The following is a 24,263-nucleotide window of genomic DNA, read 5'->3' as shown; positions in this document are numbered from 1 at the left end:
TTGATTGGGGGCTTTTGCTTTGAATTGACGTTTCACTAAATTTGGGTAAATATCTTGGGAATGATTAGAATCTGTCGTCCGTTGATATTGTTTTGGACAGACAGCGTATAAACCTAGTTCACGCATCATATTGGCTACTTTCTTTTGAGACAAAATGTATCCCCATGCCTGTAAGTCTTTCAGAATACGTGGACTACCATACGTCCCATAGCTGTTATGGAAAGATTGAAATACTTTTTGAGCTATCTGTATTTCTTTTTCTTCTCGTTTTGTCAAAGGTGCTGCCTGTTTCCGTAACCAGTTATAATAACCACTTTTAGAGACACCAAGTACTTCACACATCTTCACAATCGTAAATTCATCTACATGTGCTTGAATAAACGTATAGATTACGGCTGGTTTTTCGCAAAGATGTGCATCGCCTTTTTTAGGATGGCATTTTCCTCCTCAAGTGCACGCAATTTCTTTTCATAGTCGTTTTGCACTCGCTTTAACTCTGTTGGTGTGACATATTGAATTCCTTCTGTTTCTGCTGCTTTCTGATCCCGATACTCTTTTACCCATCGACGGATAGTGGATTCTCCAATTCCTAATTCATACGCTAATTGAGTTGCTTTACGACCTTCTTCTACTACTAGTTTGACAATATAATCTCTATACTCCGGTGTGGATCTTTTAGTCATGTTGAACACGTCCTCTAATGTAATTAGGATTATCATACATACGCTCACTTTTCCGTGTCCATTATTTATACTAACCTCAAAACTGCTCAGGTATTGATGAAAAATGCTCGGGTATGGGGGATATTGCTCAGGTAGCTAAGAAAAATGCTCAGGTATAGATTAAAACCGCTCAGGTAACCAAATTTAAATCTCCATTACCCAAGAAAGCTAAACTACAATTGATTGACACAAACCAATTTAAGTACATCTCAAAAGCATCCCATATAAAAAGCCTTCCCACAAATTCATCGTGGAAAGGCTCTTATTGGTTATTGGGCGTTTCTATTATCTGTTGCTTCATCTCCAGCTGCGTTCACTTTATCATGAGCATTATTCGTTAAGCTAGAGGATGTTTTATTGACATCAAGATGATTATTAAGTATTTCAGACACTTCATCAACCGATTGCTGATTTAATTGGTAGTAATAAACACCAGTAGACGTATCATCAGAGCCATCTAATGTTAAAGAATCAATACGTGGCATACCTTGCGTTAAATAAGATAGGAATGACTTCATTTCAGTAAATGTCATATTGGTCTTCATGTTATCACCAAGTGCTCTAATAACATCATCGTATTTTGTAATAGAGCTAACAGAAGAAACTTTATTGATAATGGCTGTTAATATTTCTTGCTGACGTTTGCCACGTTCAATATCACTATCCTGCTTACGTGTTCTAGCTAGAGCTAGAGCTTGGCTTCCATTTAAATGCTGTAGACCTGGCTGTAAATTAATAGAATTTCGATCGAATTCATCCTTTTCATGTAGCTTATATGGTACTTCTGCTTCAATACCACCTAATGCATCCACCACATCGATAAATGCATTAAAGTTCATACGAACGTAATAATCGATTGGAACATTTAATAGCTTTTCTACCGTTTCGATTGTTGCCAGTGTGCCACCATATGCGTGAGCATGAGTAATTTTATCCTCATAGCCTACATTAGGGATATAAACGTACGAATCGCGAGGAATGCTTAACATTTTAATCGTTTTTGTTTTATTGTTTAGTGTAGCTAAAATAAGTGCATCGGAACGAGAGTTATCAGAACCTTGACCACGATTTTCACTATCATCCACGCCGACAAACAAGATGGACACATTATCATGCACAGGCTCTACTTTTTCTTCTCGCATTACAGAAACCTGTCGACCTTCTAATTCTTCATGTGCTGAGTTTGCTGCGTGCTCCGCTTGCTTTGTAATATAAACACCATAAGCCGAAACGCAAATTAATAAACTGGCCACAAGAAGAAGGGCTACTTTTATAATTAAAGAAGTTTTAGAAGAGCTCTTCTTGTTTTTTTTATTTATTCTATTTTTCATATTTAGTATATTCTCCTCTGAATTTTGGGAATAATAGTGCGATGAAACTAAGTTTTTATCAAATTACCTAAAAGAATGTGTGATTGATAAAATAGCTCAATATTAAAATTATACTATGGATATTAAGCTTTCGACAATTAAAACTATTTATTTCACAACAAATTCAATAAATCGGGTCTCTTCAAAAGAAATATTTGCCTGCCCGTTTGTCATTTCTGTTACCCAGTTTCGGAACTGTTCTTCCTCTTCTTTTAGCACAGATACAATGATATCTACGCCTTCCAAATATCGAATTTCTTCTAATGTATACGAAGAGCCTCGAATTTCGTTTTCTACTTTACCCAGCCAAGTATAGTCAATGGCAATTTTCATAATATGGTGAAGTTTGCGTTCAACGACTTGTGCTGCCAGTAATCCTTCTGTTGTTGCTTTACCGTATGCGCGGATAAGACCGCCGCCACCAAGTTTTATGCCACCAAAGTAACGTGTGACCACAACGACTGTATCCTTTAAGCCCTGTTTCTTTAGGACCTCTAACATAGGGACGCCAGCTGTACCACTAGGTTCCCCGTCATCATTAGCCTTTTGAATATGATCATGCTCACCAATTAGATAAGCAGAGCAATTATGAGTCGCATTATGATGCAATTTTTTTATGCGATCAATAAAAGAAATTGCATCCTCTTCGGTTTCTGCACGTTCTATATAAGTAAGAAAGCGGGATTTAGAAATTACTATTTCGCTTTCTCCATATCCTTTTACAGTTAGATAATTTTCTCTCATATGTGACATTCTCCTTTAATCTAGGGATTTATTCTATAATTTTCATGAAGAAAAAGCATTAATTTTTATCATTGTGATGCTATAATAGGTGTAGACTGTAGAATATATGAAATTGGTCTATTAAAAAAGTAAGTAATCATAAGACATTAGACTGGGGAGTACACTATGTTTTCAAATGATACCTTCGATTTAAAGTCGCTTGATGACGTATTTAATCGAATGTTAGAAACAATCATGAGCTCAAAAGATGATATCTTTATTATAAGTGAACAAAGCCGAAGAAGCTTTGAAGATATGCAGAGAGAGCTAGAAATTGTTAGAAAACAAATTTCAATTGTCATTGATGAAGGCGATGCTTTAGAAAAAAGCACTCAGCTTGCAAAGCAAAGACTTGTGTTAGTGAGTAAAGCTTTTGATAATTATACCGAAGAACAAGTTAGAGATGCATATGAAACTGCGCATGATTTTCAATTAAAGCTCTCCGTTATTAAAACACAAGAAAAGCAGCTCCGTGATAAAAGAGATGATCTCGAGAGAAGATTAAGAGGTTTACTCGATACGATAGAACGTGCAGATCATATTGTCAATCAAGTAAATGTCGTTTTGAATTACTTAACGTCAGATTTAAAAAATGTGGGACTAGCGCTTGAGCAAGCAAAGATGAAGCAAGATTTTGGTATACGTATTATCGCTGCACAGGAAGAAGAGCGTAAACGTTTATCGAGGGAAATTCATGATGGACCTGCCCAAATGCTAGCAAATGTATTAATGCGTACGGATTTAATTGAAAGAACATACCGCGAAAAGGGTATTGAATATGCTTTGGCTGAAATTGCCGATTTAAAGAAAACCGTGCGTAATGCATTATCCGAGGTACGACGTATCATCTATGATTTAAGACCAATGGCACTTGATGATCTGGGAATTGTTCCGACATTAAAAAAGTATTTATCGACAGTGACGGAATACAATCCTGGTGTTGAAATTCATTTCCAATCGAGAAGCACTGAAAAGCGTATACCTTCTAATTATGAAGTCTCTATTTTCCGATTAGTGCAGGAATGTGTCACTAATGCTATGAAACACGGAAAATGTAAGGATATTTGGGTAAAACTTGAGTGGCTGAGAAATGCCGTGAATATTGTCGTAAAAGATGATGGTATGGGGTTTGACCCACAAGTAGTGAAAGACCATTCATTTGGGATTTTAGGAATGCGAGAGCGTATCGAAATACTAGATGGTACAATCTCAATTGAAAGTGAAATAAACCGCGGCACTACGGTACTATTTAAAATTCCGTTAGAAGTCGAATAAAAGTAATTGTTGTAGAAATCTAGGGGGTAAAGACAAATGACGAAGATTATTATTGTAGACGATCACCAGCTATTCCGTGAAGGAGTAAAACGTATATTAGATTTTGAAGATACGTTTGATGTAGTAGCAGAAGGTGATGATGGTACGGATGTGGTGTCCTTATATGCTGATAACCAACCAGATGTTGTACTAATGGATATTAATATGCCAGGCAAAAATGGAGTAGAGGCTACTGCGGAATTAATCAATGAGTTCCCAGATGCAAAGGTAATTATGCTCTCTATTCATGATGATGAAACTTATGTAACACATGCACTAAAATCAGGTGCTCTTGGCTATATGCTAAAAGAGATGGATGCGGATGAAATCGTTGAAGCAATTAAGGTAGTAGCAAACGGTGGTTCTTATTTACATCCGAAAGTTACTAAAAATTTAGTAGCAGAATTCCGCCGCCTTTCTGAGCATGAAAATAAAGGAAACTTCCATCAAGCAGAAATTCGTCGTCCATTCCATTTATTAACAAAGCGTGAATGTGAGGTATTGCAGTTATTAACGGATGGTCAATCAAATCGTACAATTGGTGAAACACTGTTTATCTCTGAAAAAACAGTTAAAAACCATGTTTCTAGCATATTACAAAAAATGAATGTTAACGACCGTACACAAGCCGTTGTTACTGCTATTAAGAACGGCTGGGTAGAAGTACGATAATTGTATAGCATAACAATAAAAGCTGTTTTAAAAAATTACTTAATTATTTTAGTAGTTTTTAAAGCAGTTTTTATTTATCTTCATTCAACAGAAGACTCACACCTCTACAGGTGGTGAGATGAATGCAGTTTTGATTTCTTTTCAGTGGGTGTTCAAACACCTACTGAAATAGAGGAACTCAGTCTAAGAACGCCACGTCCTGTGGCAACGACTGAGTGACCAACATCATGTCGGCCCAAAGCCCCCGGCGGATGTCACTGATTTTCAAAGGAATGAATAAAAGGATGTTAGCCTAAAACCTTCACATCCTGCGAAAACGGCTAACTGACCTGCATCGGTAAAAACGCCACGTCCCTGTGGCATTACCGAAATGACCGACATCGTGTCGGTCCTCGTGCAGGCCTAGGCACAATTCAAAATCCGGACGCATTGTTTATCTGTGCGAAAGCGAAGCGACAGCAACAATTACGCCAAGGCGAAATTGATGATATGGACTCCTTGATGAAAAGCGTAACAATTTGATTGAAGAGAATATTATATTTAAAGGGTGCAACATTTTAAAATCATGAGCGTCATAAGAAAGATGTAGCACCTAAATGTAGAAAATGCACAACAAAATTCCTACGACGGCATTTATATGCTACAATATGCGCGGGAGGTTTTTGGATGTTAAAGAAAAGTATTCTAGCAGTTTTTACCTTATTGATACTAACTGCTTGTGGTAATAAAAATGAAGATATGAGTGCGGAAGAAAGACAGAAAATCATTGATGAAGGTACTGCTGGGTTTGAAATGAATGATGGGAAAATAACAAAGGCAGAAAATGTTCCTTCTGATGAAGAAAAAGCAATATTAGCAGCGTTTGATGAATATATTGCAGCTTTCAATGCAGAAGACCTTGATCGTTATATGCAAACGATCTCAAAGAATCCAAAAGGTTTCGATTATGAAGAAGACAAAAAACGCACAAAAGAAGTTTTTGAACAGTCTGACGTTAAAAGAGATGTTAAAGATACAACAATTATAAAATATAGTGAAGAAGAAGCACAGATCCATACAAATATGACAGTGCATTTAGTTGAATTGAAAACAAAAGTAAAGCATGAGGGTGTAGGTCAACAAGTAACAGTATTCGTCAAAGAAGCTGGAAGCTGGAAGGTAACGAGCGTCTTTTATATCGGCGACGACACAAAATCAACTACTGGTAAATAACAAAGAGGAATATCTTCATTTTATTCAAATAAGAATGAACCAGATGAAGATATCCTCTAAATAAGAATCGACTATACATAGAAAATGAATGTGAAATGAATGCTAGTCCTCTAGCAAAAATCTAGAATAACGGAAAGTAAATCTTGTTTCCTATTCGAAAATTGGACAAGTTTACGTATGGCCGTAATTCATTTCACATTCATTTCTTTTTATTGTAAACTATGAAGAATAGGAGAGTGGACATGGATGAGGACAGCAATCGTAACAGATAGTACTGCATATATTACACCTGAAGAACGAGCGCGCTTAAACATTCATATGATTCCGTTAAGTGTCAATATCTCAGGACAATTATTTGCTGAAGAAGTAGATATCACGGCATCTGAATTTTATGGCAAGGTGCGTGGGGCAAAAGAATTCCCAAAAACAACACAGCCTCCAATTGGTGAATTTGCCACTCTCTTTGAAGAGCTAGCAAAAGATTATGATGCGGTCATATCTATTCATTTATCGAGTGGCATTAGCGGGACATATCAAGGCGCAGTTCAAGCTGGAGATATGGTGGAAGGCATTGATGTTTTTACTTTTGATAGTGAAATATCTTGTGCCGTACAGGGCTTTTATGTATTACGAGCAGCTGAAATGGCAGCACAAGGTATTTCAGCAAAAGAAATACTTGCTACATTGGCGGACATGAAGCAATATACTCGTGCTTACTTCATTGTAGATGACTTGGCTCACTTACAGCGTGGGGGAAGACTATCTTCGGCAGCTGCATTAATTGGCGGTTTACTCCAAGTAAAGCCTATTTTGCATTTCGTGGACAAGATTATTGTCCCATTTGAAAAAATTCGCACACGTAAAAAGGCCTTAAAACGTGCTGAGGACCTATTAGCTGCGGATGCGAGGAAATATCAAGCAATGGATGCGGTTGTGATTCATGGCAATTGCCAATCCGAGGCAGAAGAATGGCAAGCACAATTAGCATTAACCTACCCAAACGTGAACTTTACATTAAGCTATTTCGGTCCTGTTATAGGTACACACTTAGGTGAGGGCTCTATGGGGCTGGGCTGGACAAAAAAATAACTTAGATGAAACAGTCTCTACATGATATTTGTAGGGGCTGTTTTTATCTTCATTCAGCAGAAAATTCTCACCTCTACAGTGGAGAGATGAATGCGGTTTTGGTTTCTTTTCAGTGGGTGTCCAAAAACCTACTGAATGAAGATAAAGCCTCTGGCGGATGTCACGGATTTTCAAAGGAATGAATTGTGTAGGCACAATTCAAAATCCGGACGCAATTACGCCAAGGCGAAATTGATTTCGTATTGAAAGGAGCAAAAAAATGAAATATAGAGGTTGGTTATTAACACCTGCATTGAGGGATTTTCATGAAGGACGTATTTGGTTAAAGGAGCATTCACCATTTCCAAAAGATAATATCGAAAAGGTCATTGAATGCAATTACTTCCATATAATAGAAGAAATCCAAAAAGAACCACATTTAAAATGCAATCGTTGTCATAATCAAGACCCTCAGCAATTTACTACGTTTGATTGCTCAAAATGCGAACAATCGTGTATTTATTGTAGACATTGTCTTCATATGGGGAGAGTAAGTAGCTGTACAGAGCTGCTTATCTGGATAGGGCCTCGTGCAATTAGAGCAAGGAAGCACCCATTAGAGTGGGCTGGTCAATTTACAGTGCTTCAACAGCAAGCGGCAAATGAAATACTAGAAAGTATAAAAGCAAAGCGCTCTCATCTGATCCATGCTGTATGTGGTGCAGGAAAAACAGAGCTGCTCTTCCCTTCAGTTCATTATGCCTTAGAGCAAGGCTTGCGTGTATGCATTGCAACACCTCGGACTGATGTAGTACTAGAATTATTTCCTCGCTTTCAAAAGGCTTTCCCTAGCACAATAATCCATGCCTTATACGGTGGGGCACCGAAGCAGGAGGGCTATGCACAGCTTATATTAGCAACTACACATCAGCTTTATCGATTTGAGAGAGCCTTTGATGTGATGATTGTTGATGAGGCAGATGCTTTTCCATATACATTTGATGAAACCTTACAGAGAGCTGTGAAAAAAGCTAAAAGGAAAGATACCCCAGTAGTATTTGTAACTGCAACACCTTCTCAAAAGCTACTTCATCAGTATCAAAATAACAGTTACTCCTTTATCCCAAAACGTTATCATAATTATCCGTTACCTGTCCCAAGATTTCGTTCTTTATGGAGCTATGAAAAATGCTTTAAACGAGGAAAAATCCCACCGAAACTAAAACAATGGACTGAGGAGCGTCTAGTACAAAAAGAGCCATTTCTAATATTCTTTCCAAAGGTAGAGTTAATGAAAGTAGCTTCACCACTTTTTAAGGCGTTAGATGCCAGCATTACCACAGTACATGCTGAGGATCCTGAGCGTAAAGAGAAGGTTCTTAAACTGCGTAATGAAGAAATTAGTGGATTGCTGACAACCACTATTCTAGAACGTGGAATTACGATTAAGAATGTGCAGGTGGCGGTCGTAGGGGCAGAATCCACCATTTTTAATACTAGTGCACTTATACAAATAGCTGGACGGGTTGGACGAAACGCTGAATTTGCAGACGGAGATATTGTATTTTTCCATCATGGGATTACGGTTGAAATGGATGATGCACGAACGAAAATTTTGACTTACAATATGAAAGGCTTTCCTCAATGAATAAAATAGACACACATTGTTTATTATGTGCACAGCCTTTGCAGCATACTATCTCATGGACAACTCTTTTAACTAAGCAATTCCAACCAACTATATGTGAAAAGTGCTCGGCACGCTTTGAAAATTCCCAATCAGCAACGGCTCTTTATCAATATAATAATGCTATGAAGGAATATTTACATCAGTATAAATTTCTTCAGGATGTCGCACTGGCAAAAGTATTTCGACAGGAGCTTTATGCTCGTTTCAAACATGAAAAAGCCACTATCATCCCAATTCCTATGCATCCTTTCAAACAAAAAGAGCGTACCTTTTCGCATATGGAAGAGCTATTAAAAGCAGCGAATATTCCTTATAATCAACTATTAGAAAAAACTACAACCGAAACTCAAAGTGCTAAAAATAGAGAGGAACGCATACAGGTGGCACCGCTATTTTGTCTAATGGATGGAGCTTATGTAGAGCATAAAGAATATCTTCTTTTTGACGATATAAAAACTACAGGAACAACTTTACAGCATGCTACTGAAGTTTTAATAAATGCGGGGGCTAGAAGTGTTCAATCCTTCACATTAATTAATGGATGAAAATGCTAATGCATCATGTATAATAGATAACGAGTATAGAAGAAATCGCAGATAACTGTTATTTATACAGAGGAGGAAGAGTAGATGGCAGAGGTTCGTAATTGTCCAAAGTGTAATGAATTTTTTAATTATATAGGTGTCAGAGAAGTATGTCATAAATGTGCTCAATCTGAAGAGGAGCTCTATCAAATCGTTTATCGATTTTTACGTAAACGTGAAAACCGTGCTGCAACAGTGGAACGTATTGTAGAGGCGACAGGAGCTGAGGAAGAGCTATTATATAAATGGGTGCGCAAAGGTCGTTTACAGCCAGCCATGTTTCCTAACCTAGGCTACCCATGTGATAACTGCGGACATCTTACAACAAAAGGCAAGCTTTGTTCAAAATGTCAGGATGAGCTGAAATCAGAGCTTCGAACGTTTGAGGCTGCTAAGGAATTTCGCGATAGTGTAGAGACGCGCGATCGTGTCACATATCACTCTGACCGAAAACGATAAAGGCGGAAAGTGTGTTAATTTTAAACAAAATTAGCACACTTTTTTATGTTTGAAAACTTAACATTATGCAAGACAATCCGAAATAATAGAAAGATAAGCTTTTTAGATGGGAGGGGAAAAAATGAAAATTACATCTTATGGTATCAATGCAGTAAACGCCTATAAAAATCAGGTACGCAATGTAAAATCAGGCGATAACAAGGCATCCTTTGCGGATAAAATCGAAATTTCAAAGGCTGCACAGAACATGCAAGGAATTTCAACATACAGTACTGAGCGTGCTGAACGCGTTCAGCAATTAAAGGAGGATATTGCTTCTGGTGAGTATAAGGTCAATGCTCGTCAAGTTGCAGAAGATATGCTGAAATACTATCGTTTCTAGGGAATAACAGAAAGGGTGTTTAGCAAAATGTCTATAGAGGCGATTTGTTCTACATTAACAAAGCTAGAAAGAATGCACAAAAGCTTGCTAGAACTAGCTAACAAAAAAACGGAAATTATTACAGTTGGCGATATCGAAGCACTGGATCAAATGCTCAAGGACGAGCAAGCCCATGTAGCGGCAATCGATAAGCTCGAGCAACAGCGTCAGAAACAGGTAACGGACTACCTTGGAGCAAAAGGACTTGCTACCACTGACAAAACAACTGTCGCAGATGTCATCGATGCTGCTGAGCAACAGACTGAAAAAGACACACTAACAGCAGTTCGCAATCGCTTATTGCACATCATCAATGACTTAAAAAAGCAAAATGATCTCAATCAAAAATTAGTATTTCAATCATTACAAATTGTGAATCTTACATTAGATGCTACTCGTCCTCCTCGTCCAGAGCAATTTAACTACTCAGGTCGTGAGGTACGAGGTACAAATACCATGGGCAAAAAATCGTATTTTGATTCACAAGCGTAAATTTTTTAGAAAATAGAGGTTTTTAAAGGGAGGAAAAGAAATGCGCTCAACATTTATGGGCTTAGAGGCAAGTAAACGTGGTTTATTTACACAGCAAACAGCTTTATATACAACTGGACATAATATCTCTAATGCCAACTCATTAGGATACTCTCGTCAGCGAGTAAATATGCAGGCTACTCCAGGTTTTCCAACGGCGGGCTTAAATCAGCCAAGCTATCCAGGGCATTTAGGAACTGGAGTTGAAACAGGATCGATTCAACGTATTCGTGATGAATTTATTGATCGCCAATATCGCCAAGAAACCAATAAATTTGGCTATTGGGAATCAAGAACAAAGGCTATTTCTCAAATGGAGGATATTATTAACGAACCTTCTGAATTTGGATTAGATAAGGCTTTTGAACAGTTTTGGAAAGGGCTTCAGGATGTTGGTAACAAGCCGGCAGATGCAGCAGCACGTAAAGTAGCTATCGGTCGTGCACAGCATTTAGCACAGTCTTTCAACACCATTGATACACAATTAAAAACAATTCAAGGTAATCTGGGTAAAGAACTAGATGTCTCTACAACACAAATTAACACTATTCTAAAGCAAATTGCAGCCGTTAATAAACAAATTCAAGAAGTAGAGCCAAATGGGTATGTTCCCAATGATTTATATGATGTTCGTGATGTATTAGTAGATAAATTAAATGAGTACATACCTGTCTCCATTGAACGTGTTCCTTCTGGTGGTCTCGCTTCTAAGGTTGCTGAAGGTAGCTTGAAAATAACGTTTAAAGGTACTGATGGTGTTGTCAGAAATTTAGTAGATGGAAAAGATTTTGCGCAGTTTACTGCAATGGGAACTAACGGTAGTAAGGTTACAGGCAATGACATTACCAATGTATTTTCAGAATTACAATTAACAGATATTGAATCGTTAGAGGATCATGAGGCGGGAACTGTCACTAGCTCCCAAGCAGCAATTGGACAACAGGATTTTGAAGCTTCAAAAGGAAAATTATTATCCCTTATTAATTCCTATGGTTATCAAAGTACAAATGGTATAAAGGGCTACTACCCTGAAACATTAGAAAAATTAGACCAGTTAGCGAATGCTTTTATTGAAGAATTTAATAAACTGCATGCAAATGGCTATACATTAGAGCAAAAAGATTCTAATGGGGTTGTAACTACCCCTTCTACTAATGGAGGACTTTTCTTTTTAGGTGCAGGTACAGGAGCAGGTGGGATTAAATTTAATGAAGCCATTAAAAATGATCCAAACCTTTTAGCTGCATCTTCAGGGGTTACTCAAGAAGGTGATGGTAAGCATGCCTATGAGCTTGCGAATATGCAACATAAATTATATGCCTCTATTGGAAATGCAACGATGCAATCATTTTATCAGGGGATCGTTGGGAAAATTGGTGTAGACGGTGAGGAAGCTCTACGTCTAGCAGCAACTTCAGAATCTCAACGTTTAACTGTATCAAATAGTCGTGATTCGGTGAGCTCAGTTTCATTAGATGAAGAAATGACAAATATGATTACTTTCCAACAAGCGTATAATGCCAATGCACGTATGATTACCGTTGTTGATGAAACATTAGATAAAATTATTAATGGTATGGGTCGAGTAGGCCTATAAAAATAAACAATTTATGGAGAATAACTCTCCGACTAATAAGAAGGGAGTTTTTTAAAAAATGCGCGTAACACAATCAATGCTTTCAAGTAATATGTTACTTAATTTAAATAAAAGTTATGGCAAAATGTCTAAGCTTCAGGATCAACTTAACTCTGGCTCAAAAATTACTCGTCCATCAGATGATCCAGTTGTAGCAGTAAATGGAATGGGCTATCGTAGAGATTTAGCCAAGGTCGAGCAATATACACGCAACATGATAACAGCAAATAACTGGTTAGATTCATCTGATGAATCTTTGAATCAGGTTGGCGAGCAAATGAAACGTGTTCGTGAGTTAGTTATTCAAGCGGCGAATGATACTAACACACCAGAAGAACGTGAAAAAATCAAAATGGAGATTGATCAAATTCGCCAGCAGATTCAGGATGTTGGAAACACTAATATTGGTGGCAGCTACCTATTTAGTGGAACAAATACAAATCAGCAATTGTTTACGCCTGTGGGTGGTGGGAACGGAAAAGAAATTAACCCAGCCCTAAATGCACCGAATGAAGCTGTTAATATCGAAATTTATGATGGTATTCAAATTCAAGTGAATACGCCTGGTAAAGATCTATTTAAAAGCATAGATGATATGATGGGGAAAATTTCTGATTTATTAGGGGATCCAAGTAAAACAGGTCAAGAGATTGGAGATATGCTAGGTGGTGTCTCATCCTCAAGTACTAGTGATGATATTACAACAATGCACAATAAAATTTTGGAAGCGCAGGCTGATGTAGGAGCCCGTCAAAATCGTATTGAGATGATGGAGAATCGACTAAGTATCCGTGAGGTCAGTGTGACAAAGCAACTTAGAGATACTGAGTCTGTGGATTATTCTAAGGCCATTACAGAAATGGTTACGAATGAATCTATTCATCAGGCTGCATTATCCGTAGGTGCAAAAATTATTCAGCAAACCCTAGTAGATTTTATAAGATAAAATCTACTAGGGTTCTGCCCCGAAAGCGAAGTGTCAGGGGCAAACACAAAGCGAAAGGTTCTGCCCCGAAAGCGAAGCGACAGGGGCAAACTCTATTAGGAACAACAAGAGCGTTTGGACAATTTTGTTCAGACGCTTTTCTTGAAAGGAGAGATGTAGATGAGACTCCCTCAAATTCAAATTCGTACTACAGATGCTAAGATTGATCTTCATATTGCTAAATCCCAACAATATATTAAACAGCCAAAAGCTACACAGCATATTGAACAACCAGCTGCTATCTTAGATATTAATACAACAAGAAGTATTTTGAAAATCGACTCTTCACAGGCTAGAAGGGATATAGGAATGATTGGTCCACTGGAATCAAGTGCAAACTACGCAGAAAAAGGAAAACAAGAGGCACTCAAAGGAATAGCAAGAAGGGCAAAAGAAGGTCGCCAAATAATGGAGAACTCTGGAAAAGGGCAAGGACGCTCGATAATACAGAATATCGCAAAACAAAATCATGGTCCTCATCGAGTACAATTTAATATTAAATTTGTTCCATCAGTAGGATCAGTAAAAATCGACTATACACCAGGTACAACAGATGTCAATATACAACGTAGAGAGCCAATAATTGACGCTAAGGTGAACAAACCTACTCACGAATACACACCTGGGAAAATAACTGGTACAATGGTACAAAGACCAGATGTTGACATTGATGTCATCATTTAAAGGAGCGTATAAATAATGAAAATTGCCACTAAATTTTTAGGTGAAATTGAAATTTTAGAACAAGACATCCTAATGTTTGAACATGGTTTACTTGGATTAGAGGATGAAAAAAAATTTGTATTGTTACCTCTTGATGCAGACCTCCCTTTAGCGATGCTTCAATCAATTAATAATACAGAAATTGGTTTCGTTGTAGCCTACCCATTTGCTTTTAAAAAAGATTATAGCTTTGATGTGAGTGAGGAGGACCGTGAGCAGCTGCAAATTGAAAAACAAGAGGATGTCCTAACATATGCGATTGTTACAATGAAGGAAACATTACAGGATTCTACCATTAATTTATTAGCTCCAGTTATCATAAATATCGGAACTAAATGTGGAAAACAAATCGTCCTTCAAGATAATAAATCCTACCCTCTTCGCTATCCGTTGCAAGCATTGGAAGGAAGTGCGAAATAATGCTAGTACTTTCCCGTAAAAAAGATGAGTCCATCATGATTGGCGACCAAATTGAAATAAAAATATTAGCTATCGAGGGTGAACAAATTAAAATTGGTATTGTAGCACCAAAAACGGTTAAGGTACACCGTTCAGAGGTTTTCGAGGCCATCCAAGCTCAAAATAAGGAAGCACTCTCAGTATCAGCATGCTATTTTGAGCAATTAAAGAAAAAATAGAAGCTGCAATTTGAGTAGTTAAATATATTACATAAAAAAATAAAAAAACTTTCTAAAAAACTATTAAACATTTCCAATTCAATACGATATATAGTGTGTAAGGTGCAGGGAGTACATAACTGCCTAATCCTAATTCCACACGGATGTGGAATAACAAAAAACAATTATTCAAGGAGGAATTCCAAATGAGAATTCAACACAACATTTCAGCTTTAAACACACACCGTAACTTAGGCTTCAACAACGCTCAAGCTTCTAAAAACCTTGAGAAATTATCTTCAGGTTACAAAATCAACCGTGCTGGCGATGACGCTGCTGGTTTAGCAATCTCTGAAAAAATGCGCGGACAAATCCGTGGTCTTGACATGGCAACTAAAAACGCTCAAGACTCAATTTCTTTAATCCAAACTACTGAGGGTGCTCTTAATGAAACTCACGCTATCCTACAACGTATGCGTGAATTAGCTGTACAATCTGCCAACGATACAAACGAAGACAAAGCTGATACAGACCGTCAAAAATTACAAGATGAAATTACTCAATTAACTGCAGAAATTACTCGTATCGCTGAAAACACTGAATTCAACAACATGAAAGTTTTAGATGGTTCTTTCACAAATAAGAAATTCCATATCGGTGCTAACTCAGGTCAAAATATCACTGTATCTGTTGGTAATATGGATGCAGCAACTTTAGGTGTTGCAGCTGCTGATGTTGATATCACAACTCAAGCAGGTGCAGATAAGGCTATTAAAACGATTAATGATGCACTTAACACTGTATCAAAAGAGCGTTCTATGCTTGGTGCGGTTCAAAACCGTCTAGAGCACACTATCAACAACTTAGGTGCTTCTTCTGAGAATTTAACAGCTGCTGAATCACGTATCCGTGATACTGATATGGCAAAAGAGATGATGGGCTTCACAAAGAACAACATCTTAATGCAAGCTGCACAATCTATGCTAGCGCAAGCTAACCAACAACCACAAGGCGTTCTTCAATTATTACAATAATTAATGCCTGTTGCCCTGTTTCTCAATTGAGAAACAGGGCTTTTTTTCGTGAAGGAAGCTATAGTTTTTTTGTCTGTGGATGAGCGTTTTAACAAATTTGTTCTGAAAGAAATGAAATGACGGAAAAATTATTGATAAAGTATAAGCTAAGTCGATATATAAGTAGAGATGTACTTATAATAGATCTAGTTGTTGTATCAATCACAATAAGGGTTCAAAAAAGATATTTGGAAAAGAGAACGAAATACCTGTTGAAAAACACACTAGGGTATATTATCCAACAAAGACCCTCTATTCTAAACTTATTAGAAGCAACTAAACAATTGAAAGTATACCGAAAATGTAGTAGAACGAATGGATAATGTGAAATTAATAAAAAGTGAGGAATAATAATGAGAGAAATTTTAATGGATACGATTCAAAGTTTTAACGAATATTTACCAAGAGTAGCTATTGGAAGTCAAGAGATTGCTGAAAATTTAAGAAGTGATCAAATAGCAAGTGCCTTGAAAATGATTTTGGAGTTTTCAGAAGGAATGTCATGGCTTGTAGAGGCGAGTGAACTCTTCAAAGCAAATGATGTAAAAGTAGCTGTACAAATTGAAAAAGTTCAAGAGTTTTTACAGGAAATCAATACAGGTCTTGAAATGCAGGATTATGTATTAGTAGCAGATATGTTTGAATATGAAATCGCTCCATTTTTTGAAGAAGCGACGTTAATTGAAATACACCAAAATTAATGCACTGGCATGTAGAACATATACGCTTCAATTGAATGATAATTTGCCTTTATAATAAATATCGCCCAAGCAAAATGTTGAGATATTTATGGGAAAAGTAAATAACACAGCGTAAATGGTATATAGTTTGGGTTAGGCATTGGTGATCATGCATTGATAGAAGAAGTGTATTGAAAAATTACGATTTCAGCTTAAATTAAGTTAAAATACTTGTTGTCATGAAATCATGGTGACAAGTATTTTTTTGACTATTTACGTCAAATGAATAGTATACTGAGTTTCAAATATAGGGTAAGCCCGTATTCAAATAACGCATATAAATAACTTGGCACCTCCGGTACGATAGACGTATCAATTAAAGGGGGTGCTTCTTTATGTCAACTACTAAACTAACAATTGTCCCTGTGACACTGAATCCCATCACGGACAAGTCTTCTTTTATCAGTTCAACACAAGTTTCCTCCGAACCAAGCTGTATCATTGTAAGCCCGTAATCAAATGACGCATTTAAACAACCAGGCACCTCCGGTACGATAGACGTATCAATTAAAGGAGGTGCTTTTTTATGCCCACTACCAAACTAACAATTGTCCCTGTGACACTGGATACCATCACGGACAAGTATTCTTTTATCAATTCAACGCAATTTCCCTCTGATACAGATAGGTAAGGGTTTGAAGTTATCGCTCCCTTTTCCCCCTGTTCACACCGTACGTGCGACTTTCATCGCATACGGCGTTCCAACTAAACCAATTTATTCTTTCTATATTTTAAGCAGACGAGTGCTGTGTTTCCAAAGTTAGATTATTTCATTGTTACATTTCAGTCGTAAGATATTTACTTTTTCTATTTGCCTATTTGAAAGCTTTACAGCTTTTAAGAATTCTTCAATTTTAAATTTGTCTTTCAAATGTATAAGCTCATGTATAGCCTTGTTCAAAACTATTAAGTTTGAATAGCTATCATCTTTTGAAATGTGAAAAGGATTAATATGATGACAATGCCAATCGTTAATACCCAATTCTTCACCTAAAATGGCACATTTGCCGTACTGGGCAATAAACTTACTGATTCTGTTGTCGTTATATTCAATAGATCTGTTTGGAATGTAGTTTCTCATGATGTAAGAAAGAGTACTTCTATTGATAGCCTTTAGGCTATTGTGAATTTTTGCTCTGCCTTCGGCAGTAAAGTTACATACCACTTGGGAGAAACCAAGTGTCTTTCTCCAACGTTGTGCATGGATGGGGACAAAGACCATATTTTGTATTTTAAATAGTTTGGACTTGTAACCCCCATATCTTTTCTGTAAAGTCTTCGTCATCTCATGGAAACTTGCCTCTGTTCGAATATTCTTTAGTTGATTGTATAACGTCTTGCGTAAATGTAGATTTAACTCATTCAAGTTGATTGTAATTTGAGTTGCAGCTGAGTAATAGTTTTGGATTCCCATTACAACGGTATTAAAGTTCCAAACTGTCTGAATGCAAGGCTTTCTCTTGATTACTTTTATTGCTTCTTTAATCTTTTGAAAAGCATTTGCTTTAGCCTTTTTTGACATATCAGACTTTGCTACATAACCAAATCTGGTCTTACCTTTTCTTATGGCTTTCATTGAAAACCCTAGAAACTCTGATGAGTTTTTCTTCAAATTAACTACCTTTGATTTTTCTTCACTTGTTTCCAAGTGTAATCTCTTACTCAAGAAATCTTTTAACGCATTGTACATTTTAATTGCTTGTGACCTTGTGCGACACATTACCTTAAAATCATCCGCATAGCGGACAATAAAACACTCTTTCAAACTCGATTTCTTTAATTGCTGATACTTACTACCATTGGTCGAGTAGGTATATTTACTTTCAAATGTTTCCCACTGGTCACTAACCCACCAATCCAACTCATTTAACACAATGTTAGATAATAATGGCGACAGAATACCACCTTGCGGTGTACCTTTTGTAGGGATACCTTCTCCTACAATCTCTGCTTTTAGTAACCTAGATATAATAGAAAGAAGGGATTTATCCCTGATACCTAATGACCACATTTGTTTTAAAAGTTTGCTATGATTTACATTATCAAAGAAACCTTTAATATCTACATCAACACAATGATATAGTCCAGATTGGTTAATCAGAAATTCAAGTCTAACTTTAGCGTGATGAGTGTTTCTGTTCGGTCTAAAACCATAACTATGTTTATGGAATTTAGCTTCACAAATTGGCTCTAAAATTTGCAGTACGCATTGTTGAAAAATCCTGTCCCAAATCGTAGGTATTCCTAGTGGTCTAGTTTTATCTACTCCTTTTGGGATGAAAACCCGTCTAACTGGTTGTGGTTCATACCATTTGAACATAGCTTGAACTTTTTCTATTACATCTTCTACTCGTAGATGCACAACATCTTTAATTGTTAATTTATCAATTCCAGCAGTTTCACTACCTGTATTTCTTTTGATGTTTCGGTAGGCTAGACGTATATTATCCTTAGAACTCATTAATTCTGTTAAATTATAGAAATGATGACCACAAACACTTTGAGCGTAGAGTGTATCGAAGCAATCTTGCATACCATAATACTCATTGTGTCTCAGTTTCTTCCGTTTCAATAAGTCGATGACTCCTTTCGGAGTTAAACCTCTTTTAGTCTCACAAGAACCTTATTAACTTATTAATCAATAAAGAACTGCCTTACTTGGTTGAATAAATCTTTATTAGTCTAGTGGCTATCCCTCCATGTGGATTAAACATTTCATTGGTACTATGCCACCACTTTCACTGATATTAAAGCAAGTTATACAACAACTAGTTTCATTGATGTTTTCCTCGCCAACGTTTCATTAGAAGTAAGTCCTCCACGTTATCAGCTTACAACGTTGAATTATATCTATTATAGAATGAACTTAGGTGCTTCCTCTAAGCCTGTTAACTCTCATACGCCTGTAACGTATCATGGCTTTTCATATTAGCTAGTTTTACTCACCCACAGCTAACCTCACAATTTGGTGATATACACATTTCTATGTATTGCAGTTATAGACCCGTACATTCAGAAGTTCGTCAGCTTAACCTTTTCTTGTAGGTTTATTTGCATCCTCACCATATCCATTCAACTCAAGCATCATGAACTACACCACTCCATCGAGTAGGCTTTCGTCAGCCGTACTGTTACGGTAATTTCTCACGCCTTTTCACCGAGCTTATAACACAATCATTCTTACTAAATCCAGTGCTATTCGATTAAGAGAGAACCCTTCCGAGCGTTACCTCATCATTTGATTCTTCGATATAACCCTTCAATTCCGTAAGGAACTGTCTAGCCTTTACCTGAGTGATGTGACCACCCTCAATTTAAGCTAGAAACATTTCGCACAGCCAAGCTGCATCATTAAAACAGCTAATGTCGAAATCTCTTTCTTCAATGGCGTAGATGAGCACATCATTCAAATGATCATGAAGGAGCTGAATAAACAATGAAGCATGATTTTACGAGCGTGCAGAACATCTATATTATTTGTGGTAAGACAGATATGCGAAAAGGCATTGATGGACTCGCTACACTTATTCAGGATTCTTTTGAACTGGATCCCTATAGTGATTCCATCTTCTTATTTTCTGGAACGAGCAAGGATCGCTATAAATGTTTGTACTTCGATGGGGATGGCTTTGCCATACTTTATAAACGGCTAGAAAATGGGAAACTACAATGGCCAAAAGATGAAAAGGAAGTGCGTAACCTCTCACAGCAGGAGCTTCGTTGGCTCTTAGAAGGATTATCGCTCCAGCAGCCAAAGGCAATTTCGAAATCTGCAACAGGTGTCTTTTAAATCTATTCACCTAAGTGGTATAATCATCCATAACTTATACTGAATGAAATGGGGTGAATGATTTGGAAAACTCTTCGACAACAGAAAAAGTAATCCAGTTACTTGAAGAACAATTAGCATACATGAAAAAACAAAATGAAGAGCTTTCAATAAAGCTAGATCATTCGTTGTCCCAAAACAAGGCATTAGCGGAACAAATTCGCCAATTAACAAAAGCTTTATACGGTTCTAAATCGGAAAAATCAAAGTATCAAGCACCGGATGGGCAAGGCTCTTTATTCGAAGACGACCCATCTTTTAGCGAATCTGAGCACACAGAAGAACAAAGCACGTCAACTGTTACGTATACAGTTGTTCGTAAACTACATAAGAAAAAACGAAATGATTCGTTTCGTGCTGGAATGGAAATAGAAAAAATTCATCATCATCCTGAAAACACACAATGCGACTGTTGCCTTGGTCAAATGACCGAAGCCGGTACAACGATTGCGCGTGAAGAAGCAAAATTCATTCCAGCAAAAATGATGCGCATCCAGCATATTGAACATACCTACGAGTGCAAGCACTGTAAAATGGATGCCACATAAAAAGCACAAATGAAACGTGGGAAAGCTCCGCAAGCTGCCATTCAGCGAAGTATTGCAGGACCAACTGTTTTAGCAAAGCTTATTTACGATAAGTTTATTCAGTATTTACCTCTTTACCGTCAGGTGAAAGAGTGGGAACGTTATGGGCTTCTTACAAATGATAAAAACCTATCAAACTGGGTTATTCGTGCTGCAGAAGATTGGCTTCTACCGATTTATGAACAGATGAAGCAGATGTTAACGATGAAATCAGTACTGCATGTGGATGAAACATATGCGCAAATTATCAATCGGTCAGACGGAAAATCAGGACAATCAAATGCCTACAATTGGGTGTTCCGCAGCGTGCCAAACCAAGGTCCTATCATTGTCCTTTTCCAAAGTGCTTTATCAAGAAGTCGTACTGTATTAGAAGACTTTACAAAAGGCTTTAAAGGAACCGTGATTTGTGATGGCTATTCTGCATACGGGAATCTACCTGGTATCACGTTCGCCAACTGTTGGGCGCATGTGCGACGATACTGGCTGAAAGCTGATAGCAAAAACGGGCAAATTGGTGTGGATTTCTGTGACCAACTGTATCACCTAGAACGTCAATTTAAGCATCTTTCACCAGGTAAACGCCGAAAATCACGACAAAAACATTCAAAACCAATTGTAGAGAAATTCTTAAAATGGGTGGATGAATCACCTTTCTTCGGAAAAAATGCCTTAGCTAAAGCTGCCGAATACACATTAAATCGTGTACATGGATTAAAAGCTTTTCTGTTCGATGGTCGAATTGAGATAGATAATAATCCAGCTGAAAATGCGATTCGCCCAAATGTGATTGGTCGCAAGAACTGGCTTTTTTCTGTTAGTGAAGCCGGTGCTAAAGCGAATGCGATCTGTTTAAGTTTAGCTGAAACAGCCAAAACAAACGGCATTGATTTCTATCAGTACCTTGTGAAGCTATTAACGGAGCTACCAAATTTACCGATTCAACAACAGCCAGAGATCTTACAAGATTACATGCCTTGGTCGAAAAATATCCAAGCCACATGTTCAAAATAGCCAGCTATCTGAAAAAAACTCAGATAGCTGGCCATTCGTCATGCGTACCGATAAGGTGCGCTTATTTTTGTATTTCGGGCTTACGTATCATTAAAACAACTGGTATTGAAATCTCCTTCTTCAATGGCGTAGATGAGCGCATCATCCAAATGATCATGAAGGAGCTGAATAAACAATGAAGCATGATTTTACGAAAGTGCAGAACATCTATATTATTTGTGGCAAGACGGATATGCGAAAAGGCATTGATGGTCTCGCTACACTTATTCAGGATTCTTTTGAACTGAACCCCTATAGCGATTCCATTTTCTTATTTTCTGGAACGAGCAAGGATCGCTATAAATGTTTGTATTTCGATGGAGATGGCTTTGCCATACTCTATAAACGGCTAGAAAATGGGAAACTGCAATGGCCAAAAGATGAAAAGGAAGTGCGTAACCTTTCACAACAGGAGCTTCGCTGGCTTTTAGAAGGATTATCGCTCCAGCAACCAAAAGCTATTGCAAAATCAGCAAAAGGTGTCTTTTAAATCTATTTATCAAGATGGTATAATCATCCGTATCCGATACTGAACGAAATGTGGTGAATGATTTGAGAAACACTTCTATTACAACTGATAAAGTTGTTCAACTTCTTGAAGAACAATTAGCGTATATGAAACAGCAAAATGGAGATTTATCTAAACAAAATAAAGAATTACTGCAACGAATTGAAGCGTTGACTGAACAAGTTCGCCAATTAACAAAGGCGTTATACGGTTCTAAATCAGAAAAGTCAAAGTATCAAGCACCGGATGGGCAAGGCTCTTTATTTGAAGATGATCCGTTTTTTAGCGAACCTGAGCACACAGAAGAACAAAGCACGTCAACTGTTACGTATACAGTTGTTCGTAAACTACATAAGAAAAAACGAAATGATTCGTTTCGTGATGGAATGGAAATCGAAGAAATTCATCATCATCCTGAAAACACACAATGTGACTGTTGCCTTGGTCAAATGACCGAAGTCGGTACAACGATTGCGCGTGAAGAAGCAAAATTCATTCCGGCAAAAATGATGCGCATCCAACATGTTGAGCATGCCTATGAGTGTAGGCACTGTAAAAAAGATGTCCTGCAAAAAGCACAAATGAAACGGGGAAAGCCCCACAAGCTGCCATTCAGAGAAGTATTGCAGGACCAACTGTTTTAGCAAAGCTTATTTACGATAAGTTTATTCAGTATTTACCTCTTTACCGTCAGGTGAAAGAGTGGGAACGGTATGGGCTGCTTACAAATGAGAAGAACCTATCAAACTGGGTTATTCGTGCTGCAGAAGATTGGCTTTTACCGATTTATGAACAGATGAAGCAACTGTTAACGATTAAATCAGCACTGCATGTGGACGAAACGTATGCGCAAATTATCAATCGGTCAGACGGAAAACCAGGGCAATCGAATGCCTACAATTGGGTGTTCCGCAGCGTGCCAAGCCAAGGACCAATCATCGTTCTTTTTCAAAGTGCATTATCGAGAAGTCGTACTGTACTAGAAGAATTTACAGAAGGCTTTAAAGGAACCGTGATTTGTGATGGTTATTCGGCATACGGGAATCTTCCTAATGTCACATTCGCTAACTGTTGGGCTCATGTGCGACGTTATTGGTTGAAAGCCGATAGCAAAAACGGGCAAATTGGCGTGGATTTCTGTGACCAACTGTATCGCCTAGAACGTCAATTTAAGCATCTTTCACCAGGTAAAAGAAGAAAATCACGGCAAAAATATTCAAAACCGATTGTAGAGAAATTCTTAAAATGGGTGGATGAATCGCCGTTCTTCGGAAAAAATGCCTTAGCTAAAGCTGCCGAATACAAATTAAATCGAATACATGGATTAAAAGCTTTTCTGTTCGATGGTCGAATTGAGATGGATAATAATCCAGCTGAAAATGCGATTCGTCCAAATGTGATCGGTCGCAAGAACTGGCTTTTTCTGTTAGTGAAGCTGGTGCGAAAGCAAATGCCATCTGTTTGAGTTTAGCAGAAACAGCCAAAACAAACGGCATTGATTTTTATCAGTACCTTGTGAAGCTATTAGCGGAGCTACCAAATTTACCGATTCAACAACAGCCAGAGATCTTACAAAATTACATGCCTTGGTCGAAAAATATCCAAGCCACATGTTCAAAATAGCCAGCTATCTGAAAAAAACTCAGATAGCCGGCCATTCGTCGTGCGTACCGGGAAGGTGCGCTT

23 protein-coding genes and 2 pseudogenes are annotated in these 24,263 nt (G+C 37.5%); 20 read left to right on the top strand and 5 right to left on the bottom strand.

Going from position 1 to position 24,263, the window contains the following annotated elements:
- The 4 genes from ACQKIM_RS03105 to ACQKIM_RS03090 all read right to left on the bottom strand — a co-directional run.
- A partial coding sequence (locus tag ACQKIM_RS03105) for an IS3 family transposase (RefSeq protein WP_427538910.1) occupies positions 1 to 342 on the bottom strand: 342 nt, incomplete at its 3' end.
- Positions 343 to 389: 47 nt separating this feature from the next.
- On the bottom strand, positions 390 to 683 hold the full coding sequence (locus ACQKIM_RS03100; RefSeq protein ID WP_427538877.1) for a transposase: 294 nt from the start codon (positions 681 to 683) through the stop codon (positions 390 to 392).
- A 308-nt stretch (positions 684 to 991) separates the two neighbouring features.
- The gene (locus ACQKIM_RS03095) at positions 992 to 2,053 is read right to left on the bottom strand and encodes an LCP family protein (protein WP_427538874.1); all 1,062 of its coding nucleotides are present in this window, start codon (positions 2,051 to 2,053) and stop codon (positions 992 to 994) included.
- Between the two features lie 147 nt (positions 2,054 to 2,200).
- Positions 2,201 to 2,836 (bottom strand): YigZ family protein, encoded by a 636-nt coding sequence (locus ACQKIM_RS03090; protein ID WP_427538871.1) that lies wholly within the window; start codon positions 2,834 to 2,836, stop codon positions 2,201 to 2,203.
- A 165-nt stretch (positions 2,837 to 3,001) separates the two neighbouring features.
- Here ACQKIM_RS03090 and ACQKIM_RS03085 point away from each other — a divergent pair, with 165 nt between their 5' ends.
- The 16 genes from ACQKIM_RS03085 to ACQKIM_RS03010 all read left to right on the top strand — a co-directional run bounded on the left by ACQKIM_RS03085 (position 3,002) and on the right by ACQKIM_RS03010 (position 16,561).
- Positions 3,002 to 4,150 carry a sensor histidine kinase gene (locus tag ACQKIM_RS03085; protein ID WP_427538868.1) on the top strand — a complete coding sequence of 383 codons (1,149 nt, stop codon included), beginning with the start codon at positions 3,002 to 3,004 and terminating at the stop codon, positions 4,148 to 4,150.
- A 36-nt stretch (positions 4,151 to 4,186) separates the two neighbouring features.
- Positions 4,187 to 4,861: a response regulator transcription factor gene (locus ACQKIM_RS03080; RefSeq protein ID WP_054770182.1), complete on the top strand. Its 675-nt coding sequence runs from the start codon at positions 4,187 to 4,189 to the stop codon at positions 4,859 to 4,861.
- 666 nt (positions 4,862 to 5,527) lie between these two features.
- Positions 5,528 to 6,073 carry a nuclear transport factor 2 family protein gene (locus tag ACQKIM_RS03075; protein WP_427538865.1) on the top strand — a complete coding sequence of 182 codons (546 nt, stop codon included), beginning with the start codon at positions 5,528 to 5,530 and terminating at the stop codon, positions 6,071 to 6,073.
- Between the two features lie 246 nt (positions 6,074 to 6,319).
- Positions 6,320 to 7,162, top strand: a complete 843-nt coding sequence (locus tag ACQKIM_RS03070) for a DegV family protein (RefSeq protein WP_427538862.1) — start codon at positions 6,320 to 6,322, stop codon at positions 7,160 to 7,162.
- A 259-nt stretch (positions 7,163 to 7,421) separates the two neighbouring features.
- Positions 7,422 to 8,789, top strand: a complete 1,368-nt coding sequence (locus tag ACQKIM_RS03065) for a DEAD/DEAH box helicase (RefSeq protein WP_427538860.1) — start codon at positions 7,422 to 7,424, stop codon at positions 8,787 to 8,789.
- Positions 8,786 to 9,376 carry a ComF family protein gene (locus ACQKIM_RS03060; protein WP_427538857.1) on the top strand — a complete coding sequence of 197 codons (591 nt, stop codon included), beginning with the start codon at positions 8,786 to 8,788 and terminating at the stop codon, positions 9,374 to 9,376. The genes ACQKIM_RS03065 and ACQKIM_RS03060 overlap by 4 nt, the downstream gene beginning before the upstream one ends.
- Before the next feature lie 84 nt (positions 9,377 to 9,460).
- A complete protein-coding gene (locus ACQKIM_RS03055) occupies positions 9,461 to 9,874 on the top strand; it encodes a TIGR03826 family flagellar region protein (RefSeq protein WP_427538854.1) in 414 nt (137 codons plus the stop codon).
- 121 nt (positions 9,875 to 9,995) lie between these two features.
- Positions 9,996 to 10,256 carry a flagellar biosynthesis anti-sigma factor FlgM gene (gene flgM / locus ACQKIM_RS03050; RefSeq protein WP_283870814.1) on the top strand — a complete coding sequence of 87 codons (261 nt, stop codon included), beginning with the start codon at positions 9,996 to 9,998 and terminating at the stop codon, positions 10,254 to 10,256.
- A gap of 27 nt (positions 10,257 to 10,283) precedes the next feature.
- Positions 10,284 to 10,787: a flagellar protein FlgN gene (locus tag ACQKIM_RS03045; protein WP_427538851.1), complete on the top strand. Its 504-nt coding sequence runs from the start codon at positions 10,284 to 10,286 to the stop codon at positions 10,785 to 10,787.
- 40 nt (positions 10,788 to 10,827) lie between these two features.
- Entirely contained in the window at positions 10,828 to 12,423 is a 1,596-nt protein-coding gene (gene flgK / locus ACQKIM_RS03040) for a flagellar hook-associated protein FlgK (RefSeq protein ID WP_427538848.1), read from the top strand.
- Between the two features lie 58 nt (positions 12,424 to 12,481).
- Positions 12,482 to 13,408, top strand: a complete 927-nt coding sequence (gene flgL / locus ACQKIM_RS03035; protein WP_427538846.1) for a flagellar hook-associated protein FlgL — start codon at positions 12,482 to 12,484, stop codon at positions 13,406 to 13,408.
- A 159-nt stretch (positions 13,409 to 13,567) separates the two neighbouring features.
- On the top strand, positions 13,568 to 14,131 hold the full coding sequence (locus tag ACQKIM_RS03030; RefSeq protein ID WP_427538843.1) for a DUF6470 family protein: 564 nt from the start codon (positions 13,568 to 13,570) through the stop codon (positions 14,129 to 14,131).
- A 15-nt stretch (positions 14,132 to 14,146) separates the two neighbouring features.
- Positions 14,147 to 14,590, top strand: a complete 444-nt coding sequence (gene fliW, locus ACQKIM_RS03025; RefSeq protein WP_427538840.1) for a flagellar assembly protein FliW — start codon at positions 14,147 to 14,149, stop codon at positions 14,588 to 14,590.
- Positions 14,590 to 14,808, top strand: a complete 219-nt coding sequence (gene csrA / locus ACQKIM_RS03020; protein WP_427538837.1) for a carbon storage regulator CsrA — start codon at positions 14,590 to 14,592, stop codon at positions 14,806 to 14,808. Before fliW ends, csrA begins: the two co-directional genes overlap by 1 nt.
- Before the next feature lie 185 nt (positions 14,809 to 14,993).
- Entirely contained in the window at positions 14,994 to 15,821 is an 828-nt protein-coding gene (gene hag, locus ACQKIM_RS03015) for a flagellin Hag (protein ID WP_427538834.1), read from the top strand.
- 392 nt (positions 15,822 to 16,213) lie between these two features.
- A complete protein-coding gene (locus tag ACQKIM_RS03010; RefSeq protein ID WP_427538831.1) occupies positions 16,214 to 16,561 on the top strand; it encodes a hypothetical protein in 348 nt (115 codons plus the stop codon).
- A 799-nt stretch (positions 16,562 to 17,360) separates the two neighbouring features.
- On the opposite strand, the gene ltrA is transcribed toward ACQKIM_RS03010, so the two are convergent.
- On the bottom strand, positions 17,361 to 19,133 hold the full coding sequence (ltrA, locus tag ACQKIM_RS03005) for a group II intron reverse transcriptase/maturase (RefSeq protein WP_427538907.1): 1,773 nt from the start codon (positions 19,131 to 19,133) through the stop codon (positions 17,361 to 17,363).
- A 903-nt stretch (positions 19,134 to 20,036) separates the two neighbouring features.
- Here ltrA and tnpB (ACQKIM_RS03000) point away from each other — a divergent pair.
- The 4 genes and pseudogenes from tnpB (ACQKIM_RS03000) (at position 20,037) to tnpC (ACQKIM_RS02985) (ending at position 24,200) form a co-directional block, all read left to right on the top strand.
- A complete protein-coding gene (gene tnpB / locus ACQKIM_RS03000; RefSeq protein WP_427538829.1) occupies positions 20,037 to 20,390 on the top strand; it encodes an IS66 family insertion sequence element accessory protein TnpB in 354 nt (117 codons plus the stop codon).
- Positions 20,391 to 20,443: 53 nt separating this feature from the next.
- Positions 20,444 to 22,030, top strand: a pseudogene (gene tnpC, locus ACQKIM_RS02995) (IS66 family transposase).
- 175 nt (positions 22,031 to 22,205) lie between these two features.
- Positions 22,206 to 22,559: an IS66 family insertion sequence element accessory protein TnpB gene (gene tnpB / locus ACQKIM_RS02990; RefSeq protein ID WP_427538826.1), complete on the top strand. Its 354-nt coding sequence runs from the start codon at positions 22,206 to 22,208 to the stop codon at positions 22,557 to 22,559.
- Between the two features lie 50 nt (positions 22,560 to 22,609).
- A pseudogene (gene tnpC / locus ACQKIM_RS02985) lies at positions 22,610 to 24,200 on the top strand (IS66 family transposase).
- Positions 24,201 to 24,263: the final 63 nt, after the last annotated feature.

This window comes from Lysinibacillus sp. NPDC047702 (genome assembly GCF_050272555.1).
GTDB lineage: Bacteria > Bacillota > Bacilli > Bacillales_A > Planococcaceae > Lysinibacillus.
This window is presented reverse-complemented; position numbering and strand designations above follow the sequence as displayed.